The sequence below is a fragment of the Enterobacter sp. V89_11 genome, from assembly GCF_029967775.1.
Classification (GTDB): Bacteria; Pseudomonadota; Gammaproteobacteria; order Enterobacterales; family Enterobacteriaceae; genus Enterobacter; species Enterobacter ludwigii.
In genome coordinates, this window is the sequence record NZ_JASCAN010000016.1 from 23,422 (window position 1) to 39,083 (window position 15,662).

Below are 15,662 nucleotides of genomic sequence, written 5' to 3' on the forward strand. Positions count from 1 at the left end.
TAAGCAGCCCCGTCCTCGAGCGCACACAACGCGTGGCATGGTTGTTTTATGAGCGCGCTTCCCACAGCGCGGCCACTACGCTATTGCAAATGCAAATAGTTATCAATAATATTATCAATAAAATTTGTCCTGAAACAAAAAAGACTGATAAACATGAGGTTATACGGGTGACGGGGTTAAAAACGGGAAGTGAAGCCTGGTGGCAGTCGAAAAACGGACCCGAATGGACCCGCGAGAAGGGGCACTATCGCGTCACTTTCTGGTGGCGTGATCCGGCAGGAACGCAAAAGACCTCGCCGCTAAAACGCGTCTGGCTCTACATCACCGGCGTGACCGATCACCATCAAAATGCCCGTCCGCAATCCCTTGAGCGCATTCCTGATACTGACGTCTGGCAGTGGCAGGGCGAGTTCACCCCGCAATGGCGCGGCAGCTACTGTTTTATCCCCTCAGTGAACGAAGATGATTTTGCCGACGCGGTCTTCCACGGCGAGCAACCCGATCGTTTGGCGCTGCGTGAAGGCTGGCGAAAGTTGCTCCCCGCGGCGATGGCCGATCCGTTAAATCCGCAAAGCTGGCGCGGTGGGCGCGGGCATCCCGTCTCGGCGCTCGAAATGCCCGAGGCCCCGGTTCAGCCCGGCTGGAACACGCCCGCAACGCCCGGCAACGCGCCCGTCTGCTTTGAATGGGAAAGCGTGCGTCTGAATAACCGCCGCCGGGTGTGGGTTTTCACCACCGGTGAAGACAGCCCGGAGCGGCCGCTTGCCGTACTGCTCGATGGCCAGTTCTGGGCCGAAAGCATGCCCGTGTGGTCTCCGCTGACCGCGCTGACAAACGCGGGCAAACTGCCGCCTGCCGTCTACGTCCTAATCGATGTGATCGACATGGCGCATCGCAATCACGAGTTGCCCTGCAACCCGGATTTCTGGCAGGCGGTGCAGGAGGAACTTCTCCCGCGGGTGAACAGCCGCACTTCGTTCAGCGGCCGCGCCGACCGAACGGTAGTCGCGGGTCAAAGCTTTGGCGGCCTCTCTTCACTTTATGCCGGGCTTAACTGGCCCGAGCGCTTTGGCTGCGTATTAAGCCAGTCCGGCTCCTACTGGTGGCCGCACCGTGGCGGTCAGCAGGACGGGTTGCTCATCGAACAACTTAAAGCGGGCGACCTCACCGCGCGCGGGCTGCGTATCGTTCTTGAGGCCGGGCGCAACGAGCCGCTCATCTTCCGCGCGAATCAGGCGATCTACGCCGAACTGCACCCGCAGCAACCGGTTATCTGGCGTCAGGTTGACGGCGGACACGACGCGCTTTGCTGGCGCGGTGGGCTGACGCAGGGGCTGATGACCCTCTGGCAGCCGCTTATTCACTAACGGAGTCTGTATGGAATTCAGCAACCCTTTCGATAATCCGCAGGGTCAGTTTGCGATTTTGCGTAACGACCAGGGACAGTACAGTCTGTGGCCGCAGCAGTGCCAGCTGCCGGCGGGCTGGCGCGTGGTCTGTGAAGCGCAGTCTCAGGAAGCCTGTCAGCAGTGGCTCGCCGACCACTGGCAAACCCTGCAACCGTCTTATTTTGCGGGAGAGAAAGCATGAACCGTCTTCCCCTTGTCGCCGCCCAGCCGGGTATCTGGATGGCGGAGCAGCTTTCCTCCCTGCCAAACGCCTGGAGCGTGGCGCACTACACCGAGCTGAAGGGCAATATTGACGCACCGCTGCTGGCAAAAGCCATTGTTGAAGGGATGCGGCAGGCCGACACCCTGCGCATGCGTTTTGTGCAAGAGAATGGCGAGGTGTGGCAGTGGGTGGATGACGCTATGTCACTGCCTGAACCGTCCGTGGTTCGCGCCGAATCCCATGACGCGGCGATGGCCCTGATGGCAGCGGATTTAAACCAGAACCTGCGCGTGGACAGCGGTCAGCCGCTGGCGTTCCATCAGCTGATTCAGGTAGGCGAAGGGCACTGGTACTGGTATCAGCGATATCATCATCTGGTGGTGGATGGCTTCAGTTTTCCGGCTATTACCCGCCAGATCGCCGCCATTTATCGCGCATGGCAAAACGGCGAGCCCACGCCCGCGTCGCCGTTTACCCCTTTCGCCGAGGTGGTAGAGGAGTACCAGCGCTATCGCGACAGCGAAGCGTATCAGCGCGACGGGGCGTTCTGGGCGGAGCAGCGTAAGCAGCTTCCTTCCCCGGTCTCGCTGTCGTCGGCACCGCTGCCGGGCCGTGCGGCGACCACCGATATTCTGCGTCTGAAGGTCACGGCTGACCGCCGCGCCTTTACCCGGCTTGCTCAGGCGGCGGGGCCGGTTCAGCGTACCGATCTGGCGCTTGCGCTGGTGGCGCTGTGGATCGGGCGTCTGACCGGACGGCTGGACTACGCCGCCGGGTTTATCTTTATGCGCCGAATGGGGTCGGCGGCCTTAACGGCAACCGGTCCGGTGCTGAACGTGCTGCCGCTGGCGGTGAACATCGCCCCGCATGAAAGCCTGCCTGCGCTGGCGCATCGTCTGGCACACCAGCTGAAAAAAATGCGTCGCCATCAGCGTTATGACGCCGAGCAGATCGTGCGCGACAGCGGCCGTGTCGGGGGCGATGACGCGCTGTTTGGCCCGGTACTGAACGTCAAGGTGTTTGATTATCAGCTGGATATGGATGGCGTGGACGCCATCACCCATACGCTGGCCACTGGCCCGGTCAATGACCTTGAACTGGCGCTGTTCCCGGACGAGCAGGGCGGCCTGAGTATTGAAATCCTTGCCAATAAGCAGCGCTACGATGAAGCGACGCTAACGCGCCACGTTGCACGCCTGAACGCCATGCTGATGCAGTTTGCTGCCAACCCGGATTTGCGCTGCGGCGAAGCAGAAACCGTTTCAGAGCAGGAATACCAGCAGCTGGCGCGTATCAATGATACCGGGCTGGCGCTACCGTCAACCACGCTGGCTCAGCTGGTGGCAGACCAGGCGGGCAAAACGCCGGATGCCCCCGCGCTTGCTGATGCGCACATCGAACTGAATTACCGCCAGATGCGCGAGCAGGTGGTGGCTCTTGCGACATTACTGCGGGAACGCGGCGTTAAGCCTGGCGACAGCGTGGCGGTAGCCCTGCCGCGCTCGGTGTTTCTTACCCTGGCGCTGCACGGTATCGTGGAGGCGGGTGCCGCGTGGTTGCCGCTGGATACCGGTTACCCGGACGATCGTCTGCGCATGATGCTGGAGGACGCGAAACCGTCCCTGCTGATCGCCTCTGACGATCAGCTTTCGCGCTTTAGCGATCTGCCGGTCCCTGTATTGAGTTACAACACACTATTACCTCCTGCGGGCAGTGAACCGCTGCGGCTGGCAAAGCCGGCGCACACGGCGTACATCATCTTTACCTCAGGCTCAACGGGACGGCCAAAAGGCGTGATGGTAGGGCATACCGCCATCGTTAATCGCCTGATGTGGATGCAGGATCACTATCCGCTGGACGCGCATGACGTGGTGGCGCAAAAGACGCCGTGCAGTTTTGACGTCTCGGTCTGGGAGTTCTGGTGGCCCTTTATCGCCGGCGCGAAGCTGGTGATGGCCGAGCCGGACGCGCACCGCGATCCGCAGGCGATGCAGAACTTCTTCGCGCATTATGGCGTGACCACGACACACTTTGTGCCGTCGATGCTGGCGGCATTCGTTGCCTCGCTGACGCCGGAAAATGCCGACTGCTGTCAGACCCTGAAGCAGGTGTTTTGCAGCGGGGAAGCGCTGCCGACAGAACTGTGTCGGGAGTGGGAGCACCTTACTCATGTCCCGTTGCATAACCTTTATGGTCCAACGGAAGCGGCGGTGGACGTGAGCTGGTATCCGGCGTCGGGTCCGGAACTGGCGGCGGTGGCGGGCAACAGCGTGCCGATTGGCTTCCCGGTGTGGAATACGGGGCTGCGCATTCTGGATGCGATGATGCGTCCGGTGCCGTTCGGCGTGGCCGGTGATCTCTATCTTACCGGGATCCAGCTTGCGCAGGGGTATCTCGGTCGGCCGGACCTGACCGCCAGCCGCTTCATTGCCGATCCCTTTGCACCTGGCGAGCGGATGTACCGCACCGGTGACGTGGCGCGCTGGCTGGATAACGGCGCGGTGGAATATCTGGGCCGCAGTGACGATCAGCTCAAAATTCGTGGTCAGCGTATCGAGCTCGGCGAAATCGATCGTGCGATGCTTTTGCTGCCTGACGTGGCGCAGGCCGTAGCGCACGCGTGCGTCTTTAATCAGGCGGCGGCAACCGGGGGCGATGCCCGACAGCTGGTAGGGTATGTCGTCTCCGGGTCCGGCTTGCCGCTGGACCGCGATGCGCTGCTGCACTCGCTTAAAGCTCAATTGCCGCCCCATATGGTGCCGGTGGTGCTGCTGCAAATCAGCGCGCTGCCGCTCTCTGCCAACGGAAAGCTTGACCGCAAGGCGCTTCCGTTGCCGGAATTGACCCGCAAGACGTCCGGGCGGGCGCCAGACACAGACGCTGAAGTGGCCGTCGCGCAGGCATTTTCTGCCCTGCTCGGCTGTGAGGTGAACGACATCGATGCCGATTTCTTCGCCCTCGGCGGTCATTCCCTGCTGGCGATGCGCCTGGCCGCGCAGCTCAGCCGTACGTTTGCCCGCAGGGTCACGCCGGGGCAGATTATGGTGGCCTCGACGGTCAGCATGCTCAGCGCGCTGCTGGATTCATCGATGAATGACGAGCAGGCGCAGCGTCTGGGCTACGAGACCCTTCTGCCGCTGCGTGAAAGCAACGGTCCGACACTGTTCTGTTTCCATCCGGCATCCGGTTTTGCCTGGCAGTTTAGCGTGCTGGCGCGCTATCTCAGCCCGCGCTGGTCAATCACCGGCATTCAGTCGCCGCGTCCGGAAGGGCCGATGCAGCAGTGCGCTACGCTGGACGAGGTGATCGAACAGCATCTGCAGACGCTGCGCGCGCAACAGCCGCAGGGGCCGTATTATCTGTTCGGCTACTCGCTTGGCGGCACGCTGGCGCAGGGCATTGCGGCCCGTCTGCGCGAGCAGGGTGACGCGGTGGCGTTTCTCGGCTTGCTGGATACCTGGCCGCCGGAAACCCAGAACTGGGCAGAGAAAGAGGCCAATGGTCTCGATCCGGACGTACTGGCAGAAATCGAACGCGAGCGCCAGGCGTTTATCGCCGCGCAGCAGGGGCAAGGCTCTGGCGAGCTCTTTAACGCCATCGAAGGGAATTACGCCGATGCCGTCCGCCTCCTGACAACGGCGCACAGTTCACGGTTCGACGGTAAAGCGACGTTGTTTGTTGCCGGGCGCACGCAAACGCTGGATCCGCAGCAGGCCTGGGCGCCGTGGGTGGGGGAACTGGAGGTTTACTGCCAGGATTGCGCCCACGTGGATATCATTTCACCGCAGGCGTTTGAGACAATAGGACCGGTGCTGAAGGCGATATTGGGATAGCGGTTTCCCCTCACTCTCACCCTCTCTTCCAGGAGAGGGTGAGGGCATCAGACTGCACGCTTGCCCAACGGCACCACCAGCGGCGTACCGGCCACGGGATCGTCGATAATCATGCAGCGCATGCCGTAGATCTGCGCGATCAGATCCGGCGTCACAATCTCTTTTGGCGCACCCTGCGCCACAATTTCGCCGTCGCGCAGCGCAATCAAATGCGTGGCATAGCGGCATGCCTGATTTAAATCATGCAGCACGGCCGCCAGCGTATAGCCCTGCGTGCGGTTCAGCTCGCTCAACAACTCCAGCAGATCGATCTGATGGCTGATATCCAGCCACGTGGTAGGCTCGTCCAGCAGCATGATGGCGGTTTCCTGCGCCAGCACCATCGCAATCCACGCCCGCTGGCGCTGCCCGCCGGAGAGCGTATCCACGCTTTGCCGGGCAAGATCGGTAATGCCCGTCGCCTGCATCGCCCGCTTCACCGCCTCATCATCCTCTTTACGCCAGCGAGTAAACAGCGGCTGATGCGGATAGCGCCCGCGCGAGACCAGTTCCTGCACCGTGATATCCCCGGGCGTGGTGGCGTTTTGCGCCAGCAGGCCGATACGGCGCGCCACCTCTTTGCTGGCAAAGCGCTGGATCTGCTCGCCGTCGAGATACACGCAGCCCTCAACCGGCGTCATCAGGCGGCTGAGGGTGCGCAGCAGGGTCGATTTACCGCAGCCGTTCGGGCCGATAATCGCCGTAAAATGGCCGTCCGGGATAGCCACCGTCAGGTCACGGGCAATGATTTTTTTGCCATAGCCGAGGGTTAAGTGTTCGCCGCGCAAGCGGGTTGTGCTGTTTGTCATTTCTTGCGTGACTCCTGAACTAACAAGACGATGAGGTAAATCCCGCCGAGGCTGACGGTCACGACGCCTACCGGAAGTTGATAAGGCATAAATAACCGCTGGGCGCAGAGGTCAGCGGCCAGCAGTAACGCTGCGCCACACAGCGCCGCCTGGGTTAATCCCCAGCGCGCTGTGCCGCTGATGCGCCGGGCAATGTGCGGTGCAACCAGCGCGATAAACGAGATCGGCCCGGCGATGGCGGTGGCGGCAGCGGTCAGTAACACTGCCACCAGCATCAGCATCAGGCGCGAGCGCTCAACGCCCACACCCAGCGCGCAGGCGCTGTCATCACCCATCTCCAGCAGGCGCATCCGGCGTACCAGCAACACCGCGCCAAGAAACATCACCAGGATCAGCGGGGCAGCGGGCCAGGTTTTGCCCCACGTCAGGCCATTGAGTGAACCGGCATACCACAGACCGGCAGAGAGCGCGGTGTCGAGCGAAGCCTGCAGCAATAGCCAGGTGTTGAAAGCCATTAACATGGCGCGAATGCCGATACCGATAATGATCAGGCGGAAGGTGTCGATACCGTTGCGCCAGGCCAGCGCCCAGATAATGAGCGCGGTGACTATCCCGCCGGTCATCGCGGTGAACGTGATGGCCGTCAGGTGCTGACCAAACAGCACCATCGCCACCAGCACGCCGCTCCAGGCGCCGGTGTTCAGCCCCATTACGTCCGGGCTGCCAAGCGGGTTGCGCATCAACGACTGAAAAATGGCACCGCTGACGCCGAGCGACGCGCCCACCAGAATCGCCATCGCCACGCGCGGCAGTCGCCACTCGGTGACCACCAGGGTGACATTGCGCGGCGCACTGCCAAGCAGCGCGTTAAAAATCTGCGCGAAATCGAGCGTGACCGCGCCGCTGCGCAGGCTCCAGACCGCCAGCATCAGAATGACGACGGCCAGCAACGACATGCTGGTGACTAAACGTCGGGACGGGGCCATCATGCGCCACCTCCGCGTTTACGTCGCACGAGGAAGATCAGCACCGGTGCACCGATAAACGCGCTTACCACCGAGACGCGCAGTTCACCAGGCACCAGCAGGCGACCCACAACATCCGCGAACAGCAGCAGGGCAGGGGTAGCAAGCAGCGTGACCGGCAGCGACCAGCGGTGATCGGCACCCACCAGCCAGCGTGCCATGTGGGGCATCATCAGGCCGATAAAAGCAATGGGGCCGACTACCGCAGTTGCGCTGCCGCACAGTACGGTGATCGCGACAAGACCCGTTAGCTGCGTGCGCGCCACGCGGTTGCCGAGCGCGGTTGCGGTGTCGCTCCCGAGGCTCAGGCTGTTGAGCGCCCGGCTTAAACATAGCGCGACGGCGACGGCGATGACGACCGGGATCACCACCACTTTTAAGGTTTCCAGGGTGCGGATATCCAGCGAACCGGCCTGCCAGAAGCGCAGCTGGTCGTAAACATCCGGGTTAAGCAGGGCGATGCCGTTGGATAACCCTTCCAGCACGGCGGCAAGCGCCACGCCCGCCAGCGTCAGGCGTACCGGACTCAGCTGTCCGCCACCCTGGCTACCGGTAAACGCCACCACCAGCGACGCCGCCAGCGCGCCGCAGAAGGCCATCACCAGTTGTTCAGACGGAGAGGTAAAACCGAAGAGCGCCGCGCCAAGCACAATCGCAAAGCTGGCACCGCTGTTTACCCCAAGAATACCGGGGTCGGCCAGCGGGTTACGGGTGAGCGTTTGCATTAAGGCACCGGCAAGACCCAGCGCACCCCCGGCCAGCAGTCCGGCAAGGGTACGGGGAAGGCGGGCATCGAGCACGATGGTGCAGTCGGCGCTCTGACAGCTGCCAGTGAGCGCATCGACAATAACGGACGCGGGCAGCGGCTTCGCGCCGACCAGCAAACTGAGTGCAATCGCAAGGATTAACAGTAGCAATAACACGGGCACGGCAACGGCGCGCACCGCGGAAGAGGAAAACGACATAGCAACATCCATGATTTGATAATGATAGTGATTATCGTTATCTATCTTATTTGGCTATGTTAGCATGTGCGCCAATGGAATTGGTAGAAATACACTCAAGGCCTTGTCATGAATCAAAAATCCTGGCTGCTCAACCTCAGCCTGCTGAAGACGCACCCCGCATACCGCGCTGTCTTTATCGCCCGTTTTATCTCCATCCTCTCCCTCGGCCTGCTTGGCGTTGCCGTGCCGGTGCAGATCCAGTCCATGACCCACTCCAGCTGGCTGGTGGGGCTTTCGGTTACCTTAACCGGTGGGGCGATGTTTATCGGCCTGATGGTGGGCGGCGTGCTGGCGGACCGGTACGAGCGTAAAAAACTGATCCTGCTGGCACGCGGCACCTGCGGCGTAGGCTTTATCGGGCTGTGTCTGAACGCCATGCTGCCAGAGCCGTCACTGATTGCCATTTACGCCCTCGGTCTGTGGGACGGTTTTTTTGCGTCACTCGGCGTCACGGCGCTGCTGGCAGCCACGCCCGCGCTGGTCGGGCGCGAAAACCTGATGCAGGCGGGGGCAATCACCATGCTGACCGTGCGCCTCGGGTCGGTAATTTCACCGATGGTCGGTGGCCTGCTGCTGGCGACCGGCAACGTGGCGTGGAACTATGGGCTGGCGGCGGCGGGCACCTTTATCACTACGCTCACGCTCCTGCGTTTGCCGCGCCTGCCGCCTCCGCCACAGCCGCGCGAACATCCGCTGACATCACTGATGGCCGCGATCCGTTTTCTGTTCAGCAATCCGTTGATAGGTGGTATTGCGCTGCTCGGCGGTCTGCTGACGATGGCCAGTGCCGTACGCGTGCTTTACCCGGCGCTGGCGGGCGTGTGGCAGATGAGCGCGTCGGAAATCGGCGTGCTGTACGCGGCTATTCCGCTCGGCGCGGCATGCGGCGCGCTGACCAGCGGTAACCTGGCGCAGAGTGCGCGTCCCGGGCTGATCATGCTGCTGGCTACCCTGGCGTCGTTTATTGCGATTGGTTTCTTCAGCCTGATGCCGGTATGGGCGCTGGGCGTAATGTGCCTGGTGATTTTTGGCTGGCTGAGCGCCATCAGTTCATTGCTGCAGTACACCCTGATCCAGACCCAGACGCCGGAAGGGATGCTGGGGCGTATCAACGGTCTGTGGACCGCACAGAACGTGACGGGCGATGCCATTGGCGCGGCTATCTTCGGCGGGCTGGGGGCGATAATGACCCCGGTGGCTTCAGCGAGCAGCAGCGGCTTTGTCCTGGCTATGCTGGGAGTGATATTGCTGGTGGTCCTGGTTGAGCTGCGTCGGTTCAGGCAGGAGGTTGTGTTGAACGACAGTGCGGCCTGACGCCCTCACTCCGGCCCTCTCCCGAAGAGAGGGCCGGGTTAGCCTCTTACCTGAACAGTGCGTCTAAACGCTGCAGTACCCGCATTGCACTGTAATAATCCAGGCGGAACGTCTCTGTTCCCAGTGCCCAGACGCGCTTGTTTTGCACGGCTGGAAGGTGCGCCAGCAGCGGATTGGCGTAAATCGCATCCACATCTTTCTGATCACCGGCAAACAGGAACAGCCCTTCGCCGTTCAGCCCGGTCGCCAGATTTTCCCCGCCTAACTGAATAATATCGTGACGCTGACCCTGGCTTTTAGAGGTGTGCAATCCGGCAGGCAGTTCAGCCAGCGTAAAGCCCAGCTGCTGCAATAACTGGCCCTGAGCGGATTCCGCCGTCCACAGGTTTGCCGAGTGTGCGGCGGCGGTGTAGACGATGGCGTTCACCGGCTGCGGCGGTAATGTCATCTGCTGTTTCACCTGGGCAAGCTGCTTATCAAACGCGGCGATGCGCTCGGCGGCCTGTTTTTCCTGACCCGTGATTGTGCCGAGCTGTTTTAGCAGCGCCTGCCAGCTTTTGTCGTCGTAGTTAATAACAAGCGTCGGCGCGATAGCTGAAAGCTGGTCATACAACGCCAGCGCCGAATCCCCGCCGGTGGCGCTGATCAAAATCAGGTCTGGCATCTGGGCGGCCACCGCTTCGGCGCTCGGCTCGCCAATGTACAGACGCGCAAGCTGACGCTGTTTCGCAATATCGCCCCACTGGCGCAAGAATCCCTGCGCATCCGCCACGCGGTTGTTGGGCGTGGTGGCGCCGCTGGCAATAACCGGCGCGTCAATCGCCAGCAGGGAGCCGGTCAGGGTCACGCTGGTGGAGACGATGCGCGTCGGTTTGTGCTCAAGCGTATGCACGCCACGGCTGTCTGTCACCTGACGCGGCCAGTCGGCGGCAAGCGCTGAGGTAAGTCCTAAAACAAAAAGTCCGATGAAAAGCAGGGGATTACGGCAGACGGCAAGACATTTCACAACGTGGCATCCTGTTTCTGTTGAAGTTAATGCTTCTCATTTTCATGTTTGCGATGACGGGATGCAAGCGTTACCCGAAGAAGATGTTTGCTCTGCGGTTGACAGCGACGCGATGTGAGATTAGGTTAGCGAGCGTAAATATAAATGATAATCATTATTACTGCCTTTATCATTTTAGGAGGATGAAATGGATACGTCCCTGGCTGAGGAAGTTCAGCACACCGCCAGCACGCTGCAATCAGACAGCTTTTTCTTTATGTCGCCTTACCGCAGTTTTACCACGTCCGGCTGTTTTTCCCGCTTCTCTGAATCCGCCGTCGGGGGTGACGATCCGGCAGGACAGTTTCAGCAGAAATTAGCCCACGCTTTTCGCAACGCAAAAGCCAGCGGCATTGCCCATCCTGTGATGGTGGGTGCCATTCCGTTTGATACCCGCAAGCCGTCGTCTCTGTTTATACCGCAACGCTGGCAGACCTTTTCTCGCCCGGCGCGTCAGCAGTCCGCCCGCTATGTTGCTGGCTCACAGGCGCTGAAGGTGGAAAAACGCACCGAGATCCCGCCGCAGCCGGTATTTGAAGAGATGGTCGCCCGCGCGGCTGCCCTCACCGCCACGCCGCAGGTGAACAAAGTGGTGCTGTCGCGCCTGATTGATATCGTCACCGACAAACCGATTGATAGCGGTGCGCTCATGGAGCGGCTGATCGCCCAGAACCCGGCCAGCTACAACTTCCACGTACCGCTGGAAGACGGTGGCGTGCTGCTCGGCGCAAGCCCGGAACTGCTGCTGCGTAAAGAAGGGGCGCATTTTAGCTCTCTGCCGCTGGCAGGCTCCGCGCGTCGTCAGCCGGATGACGTGCTGGATCGCGAGGCGGGCAACAAGCTGCTGGCGTCCGAAAAAGATCGCCACGAGCATGACCTGGTGACCCAGGCGATGAAAGCCATTCTCAAACCGCGCAGCCATCACCTCAGCATGCCGTCCTCCCCACAGTTGATCACCACTCCCACGCTCTGGCATCTGGCCACGCCGGTGGAAGGTGAGGCGCGTGAAAACGAAAACGCGCTGACGCTGGCTTGCCTGCTGCACCCGACGCCAGCCCTGAGCGGTTTCCCGCATCAGGCTGCTAAGGCGTTGATCGCCGGGCTGGAGCCGTTCGATCGCGAGCTGTTCGGCGGCATCGTCGGCTGGTGCGACAGTGAAGGCAATGGCGAATGGGTGGTCACCATCCGCTGCGCACGTCTGCAGCAGAATACCGTTCGCCTGTTTGCCGGCGCGGGCATTGTCCCGGCCTCTTCACCCGTGGGCGAGTGGCGTGAAACCGGCGTAAAACTCTCCACCATGCTCAATGTTTTTGGTTTGCACTAAGGAACACTCATGACCCTTCCCTTTACCCGTTGGCCCGAGGATTTTGCCCGGCGCTACCGTGAAAAAGGCTACTGGCAGGATCTGCCGCTGACCCACATCCTGACGGATCAGGCGAATAACGATGCGGTGGCGATCGTCGACGGTGACCGTCGCATAACGTACCGCGAGTTTAACCAGGCCGTGAATAATCTGGCATCGCGGCTGCAGGCGTTGGGGCTTCATCGCGGTGAAACGGCGCTGGTGCAGCTTGGCAACGTGTGCGAGTTTTACATGACCTTTTTCGCCCTGCTGCAGGTGGGCGTGGCGCCGGTCAATGCGCTCTTTAGCCATCAGCGCTCGGAGCTGAACGCCTACGCCGCGCAGATCAAACCTGCACTGCTGATAGCCGATCGCGAGCACGCCCTGTTTGCGGGGGATGACTTCCTCAATACTTTTGTCGATGAGCACCGTTCGGTGCGCGTCGTGCTGCTGCGCGGCGACAAGGGTGAACATGCGCTGGACGCGGCGATTGCGCATCCGGCAGAAAATTTCATTCCGAACCCGACCCCTGCCGACGAAGTGGCGTTCTTCCAGCTCTCGGGCGGGAGTACCGGCACGCCGAAGCTGATCCCGCGTACGCATAACGACTATGACTACAGCATCCGTCGCAGCAATGCGATCTGCGGGATTACCGCGGACACGCGTTATCTGAATGCGCTGCCAGCGGCCCATAACTACGCCATGAGCTCACCCGGCTCGTTAGGCGTCTTTACGGCGGGGGGCTGCGTGGTGCTGGCAAACGATCCGAGCGCCACAATCTGCTTCCCGCTGATAGAAAAACATCAGATTACGGTTACCTCGCTGGTGCCCCCGGCGGTCAGCCTGTGGCTGCAGGCGATTGCCGACGGTGCAGGGAATGCTCCGCTCTCATCGCTGACGCTGCTGCAGGTCGGTGGGGCGCGCCTGTCCGCGTCGCTCGCGGCGCGTATTCCGGCAGAAATTGGCTGCCAGCTGCAGCAGGTGTTTGGTATGGCGGAAGGGCTGGTGAACTACACCGCGCTCGATGATACGCCGGAACGCATTATCAATACGCAGGGGCGCCCGATGTGCCCGGATGACGAAGTGTGGGTGGCGGACGAGCACGGTAATCCGCTCCCGCGCGGTGAAGTCGGGCGTCTGATGACCCGCGGGCCGTATACCTTCCGCGGCTATTTCAACAGTCCGGAGCACAACGCCAGCGCCTTTGATGCGGACGGCTTTTACTGCTCCGGGGATCTGATCGCCATTGACGAACAGGGCTACATCACCGTTCAGGGACGGGAGAAAGATCAGATCAACCGCGGCGGCGAAAAGATTGCCGCAGAAGAGATTGAAAACTTGCTGCTGCGCCACGACGCGGTGATCCACGCGGCCCTGGTGAGCATGGAGGACAGCCTGCTGGGTGAAAAGAGCTGCGCGTATCTGGTGGTGAAAGAGCCACTGCGTGCGGTGGAGGTGCGCCGCTTCCTGCGTGAGCAGGGCGTTGCAGAATTTAAACTGCCGGACCGCGTGGAGAGCGTTGATGCGCTTCCGTTAACGCCCGTCGGCAAAGTCGATAAGAAACAGTTGCGCCTGTGGCTAGCTGAACGCGCCCGGGGCTAAGGAACAGAGTATGGCCATTCCACAATTAACCGCTTATGCGCTGCCGACGGCCGCAGACCTGCCAGACAACAAAGTGAACTGGGCGTTTGAGCCAGAACGTGCCGCGCTGTTGATCCATGATATGCAGGAGTATTTCCTGAACTTCTGGGGCGAAAACAGCCCGATGATGGCCCAGGTGGTCGCGAATATCGCCAGACTTCGCGATTACTGCAAGCAACACAATATTCCGGTTTACTACACCGCTCAGCCGAAAGCGCAGAGCGATGAAGACCGCGCCCTGCTGAACGATATGTGGGGACCGGGGCTGACCCGCTCACCAGAGCAGCAGCGCATTGTGTCTCAGCTGACGCCGGATGAAGCCGATACGGTACTGGTGAAGTGGCGCTACAGCGCGTTCCACCGCTCGCCGCTGGAGTTGATGCTGAAAGAGACGGGGCGCAACCAGCTGCTGATCACCGGGGTTTACGCCCATATTGGCTGCATGACGACCGCTACAGACGCCTTTATGCGGGATATCAAACCGTTCTTTATCGCCGATGCGCTGGCCGATTTTTCCCGCGATGAGCACCTGATGTCCCTGAACTACGTCGCAGGGCGCGCCGGCCGGGTGGTTATGACGGACGACCTGCTGCCGTCCATTCCGGCCACGAAAGCGGCGCTGCGTGACATCATCCTGCCGCTGCTGGATGAATCAGATGAGCCGATGGATGACGAAAACCTGATCGACTACGGCCTGGACTCGGTGCGCATGATGGCGCTGGCCGCCCGCTGGCGCAAAGTGCACGGCGATATCGACTTCGTGATGCTGGCGAAAAATCCCACCCTCGACGCCTGGTGGGCGCTGCTCTCCCGCGAGGTGAAGTGATGGCCGGGTTCGATTTTACCGGCAAAACCGTCTGGGTAACGGGCGCGGGTAAGGGCATCGGTTACGCGACGGCACGGGCGTTTGTTGAAGCGGGCGCGCAGGTCACCGGATTCGACCTGGCCTTCCCGCAGGAAGCGTATCCCTTTGCCACCGAAACGCTGGACATCGCGGATGCCGCACAGGTCCGCGAGGTGTGCGGGCGCGCGCTGGCGAGGCTTGAGCGTCTGGACGTGTTGGTGAACGCGGCGGGAATTCTGCGTATGGGCGCGACCGACCAGATTGCGCAGGAGGACTGGCAGCAGACCTTTGCGGTTAATGTCGGCGGGGCATTTAACCTGTTCCAGCAGACGATGGGCCAGTTCCGTCGCCAGCAAAGCGGGGCGATTGTCACCGTGGCGTCTGACGCGGCCCACACGCCGCGTATCGGCATGAGCGCCTACGGTGCGTCGAAAGCGGCGCTAAAAAGCCTGGCGCTGACCGTCGGGCTTGAGCTGGCAGGCAGTGGCGTGCGCTGTAATCTGGTGTCGCCTGGGTCAACGGATACCGATATGCAGCGCACCCTGTGGAAAAGCGACGATGCTGAGCAGCAGCGTATTCGCGGCTTTGGCGAGCAGTTCAAGCTCGGTATTCCGCTGGGCAAAATCGCCCGTCCGCAGGAGATTGCCAGCACGGTGCTGTTCCTCGCCTCCGATGCTGCCAGCCATATCACGTTGCAGGATATCGTGGTGGACGGCGGCTCCACGCTGGGGGCGTAGATGATCTGGAAACGTCATTTATCGCGTGAAGAAATGAACGCCACCAGTCTGAACTCCATGGTGACGCATCTGGGCATCGTCTATACCCGCATCGGTGACGATACGCTTGAGGCCGAAATGCCCGTGGATGCGCGTACCCATCAGCCGTTCGGTCTGTTGCACGGCGGGGCGTCGGCGGCGCTGGCGGAAACGCTGGGGTCGATGGCCGGGTTTCTGATGACCCGCGACGGACAAAGCGTGGTGGGAACGGAGCTGAACGCAACGCACCATCGCGCGGTATCGCATGGGAAGGTGCGCGGAGTGTGTCAGCCGTTGCATCTTGGGCGAACCAGCCAGAGCTGGGAGATTGTGGTGTTCGACGAGCAGGGACGGCGGTGCTGTACCTGCCGGTTGAGTACCCAAATTTTGGGCTAGC

The 15,662-nt window shown here is 61.3% G+C and carries 13 protein-coding genes; 9 read left to right on the top strand and 4 right to left on the bottom strand.

The genetic code is table 11. The annotated features are described in order from the left end of the window. Positions 1-167: 167 nt before the first annotated feature. The 3 genes from fes to entF are packed head-to-tail and all read left to right on the top strand — an operon-like array spanning position 168 to position 5,444. A complete protein-coding gene (fes, locus tag QLG09_RS13675; protein WP_049023503.1) occupies positions 168-1,367 on the top strand; it encodes an enterochelin esterase in 1,200 nt (399 codons plus the stop codon). 10 nt (positions 1,368-1,377) lie between these two features. Beyond that, complete coding sequence (locus tag QLG09_RS13680; protein WP_014169063.1) at positions 1,378-1,590, top strand: MbtH family NRPS accessory protein; 213 nt, start codon at positions 1,378-1,380, stop codon at positions 1,588-1,590. Further along, positions 1,587-5,444, top strand: coding sequence for an enterobactin non-ribosomal peptide synthetase EntF (entF, locus tag QLG09_RS13685; RefSeq protein ID WP_049023504.1), 3,858 nt, complete (start codon positions 1,587-1,589; stop codon positions 5,442-5,444). Before QLG09_RS13680 ends, entF begins: the two co-directional genes overlap by 4 nt. A gap of 47 nt (positions 5,445-5,491) precedes the next feature. Here entF and fepC read toward each other — a convergent pair whose 3' ends face one another. The 3 genes from fepC to fepD are packed head-to-tail and all read right to left on the bottom strand — an operon-like array spanning position 5,492 to position 8,282. Beyond that, on the bottom strand, positions 5,492-6,292 hold the full coding sequence (fepC, locus tag QLG09_RS13690; protein ID WP_014169065.1) for an iron-enterobactin ABC transporter ATP-binding protein: 801 nt from the start codon (positions 6,290-6,292) through the stop codon (positions 5,492-5,494). After that, positions 6,289-7,278, bottom strand: a complete 990-nt coding sequence (gene fepG / locus QLG09_RS13695; RefSeq protein ID WP_074164903.1) for an iron-enterobactin ABC transporter permease — start codon at positions 7,276-7,278, stop codon at positions 6,289-6,291. Before fepG ends, fepC begins: the two co-directional genes overlap by 4 nt. Next, positions 7,278-8,282, bottom strand: a complete 1,005-nt coding sequence (fepD, locus tag QLG09_RS13700; protein WP_049023506.1) for a Fe(3+)-siderophore ABC transporter permease — start codon at positions 8,280-8,282, stop codon at positions 7,278-7,280. The genes fepG and fepD overlap by 1 nt, the downstream gene beginning before the upstream one ends. A gap of 108 nt (positions 8,283-8,390) precedes the next feature. Between fepD and entS the strand changes: the two genes are divergently transcribed. Continuing rightward, positions 8,391-9,638 (top strand): enterobactin transporter EntS, encoded by a 1,248-nt coding sequence (gene entS / locus QLG09_RS13705; protein ID WP_282488986.1) that lies wholly within the window; start codon positions 8,391-8,393, stop codon positions 9,636-9,638. Between the two features lie 46 nt (positions 9,639-9,684). Here the strand turns inward: entS and fepB are convergent, their stop codons facing one another. Beyond that, on the bottom strand, positions 9,685-10,644 hold the full coding sequence (gene fepB / locus QLG09_RS13710) for a Fe2+-enterobactin ABC transporter substrate-binding protein (protein WP_014169069.1): 960 nt from the start codon (positions 10,642-10,644) through the stop codon (positions 9,685-9,687). Between the two features lie 187 nt (positions 10,645-10,831). Between fepB and entC the strand changes: the two genes are divergently transcribed. From entC to entH, 5 genes are read left to right on the top strand one after another with little or no spacing between them, the layout of a single operon-like run. Continuing rightward, complete coding sequence (gene entC, locus QLG09_RS13715; RefSeq protein ID WP_025204697.1) at positions 10,832-12,007, top strand: isochorismate synthase EntC; 1,176 nt, start codon at positions 10,832-10,834, stop codon at positions 12,005-12,007. Positions 12,008-12,016: 9 nt separating this feature from the next. Further along, positions 12,017-13,627 (top strand): (2,3-dihydroxybenzoyl)adenylate synthase EntE, encoded by a 1,611-nt coding sequence (gene entE, locus QLG09_RS13720; RefSeq protein ID WP_020885025.1) that lies wholly within the window; start codon positions 12,017-12,019, stop codon positions 13,625-13,627. Positions 13,628-13,637: 10 nt separating this feature from the next. Next, on the top strand, positions 13,638-14,492 hold the full coding sequence (locus QLG09_RS13725; RefSeq protein ID WP_282488987.1) for an isochorismatase: 855 nt from the start codon (positions 13,638-13,640) through the stop codon (positions 14,490-14,492). Further along, a complete protein-coding gene (gene entA / locus QLG09_RS13730) occupies positions 14,492-15,247 on the top strand; it encodes a 2,3-dihydro-2,3-dihydroxybenzoate dehydrogenase EntA (RefSeq protein WP_020885024.1) in 756 nt (251 codons plus the stop codon). The genes QLG09_RS13725 and entA overlap by 1 nt, the downstream gene beginning before the upstream one ends. Further along, entirely contained in the window at positions 15,248-15,661 is a 414-nt protein-coding gene (gene entH, locus QLG09_RS13735) for a proofreading thioesterase EntH (protein WP_079231289.1), read from the top strand. The last annotated feature ends 1 nt before the right edge of the window (position 15,662 follow it).

What these genes read in the sequence shown, in the direction of transcription:
- QLG09_RS13725 (WP_282488987.1), top strand. Translation starts at nt 13,638, where the DNA reads ATGGCCATTCCACAATTAACCGCTTATGCGCTGCCGACGGCCGCAGAC.
- fepC (WP_014169065.1), bottom strand. Translation starts at nt 6,292, where the DNA reads ATGACAAACAGCACAACCCGCTTGCGCGGCGAACACTTAACCCTCGGC.
- fepD (WP_049023506.1), bottom strand. Translation starts at nt 8,282, where the DNA reads ATGTCGTTTTCCTCTTCCGCGGTGCGCGCCGTTGCCGTGCCCGTGTTA.
- entF (WP_049023504.1), top strand. Translation starts at nt 1,587, where the DNA reads ATGAACCGTCTTCCCCTTGTCGCCGCCCAGCCGGGTATCTGGATGGCG.
- entS (WP_282488986.1), top strand. Translation starts at nt 8,391, where the DNA reads ATGAATCAAAAATCCTGGCTGCTCAACCTCAGCCTGCTGAAGACGCAC.
- entA (WP_020885024.1), top strand. Translation starts at nt 14,492, where the DNA reads ATGGCCGGGTTCGATTTTACCGGCAAAACCGTCTGGGTAACGGGCGCG.
- fepG (WP_074164903.1), bottom strand. Translation starts at nt 7,278, where the DNA reads ATGGCCCCGTCCCGACGTTTAGTCACCAGCATGTCGTTGCTGGCCGTC.
- entC (WP_025204697.1), top strand. Translation starts at nt 10,832, where the DNA reads ATGGATACGTCCCTGGCTGAGGAAGTTCAGCACACCGCCAGCACGCTG.
- entH (WP_079231289.1), top strand. Translation starts at nt 15,248, where the DNA reads ATGATCTGGAAACGTCATTTATCGCGTGAAGAAATGAACGCCACCAGT.
- QLG09_RS13680 (WP_014169063.1), top strand. Translation starts at nt 1,378, where the DNA reads ATGGAATTCAGCAACCCTTTCGATAATCCGCAGGGTCAGTTTGCGATT.
- entE (WP_020885025.1), top strand. Translation starts at nt 12,017, where the DNA reads ATGACCCTTCCCTTTACCCGTTGGCCCGAGGATTTTGCCCGGCGCTAC.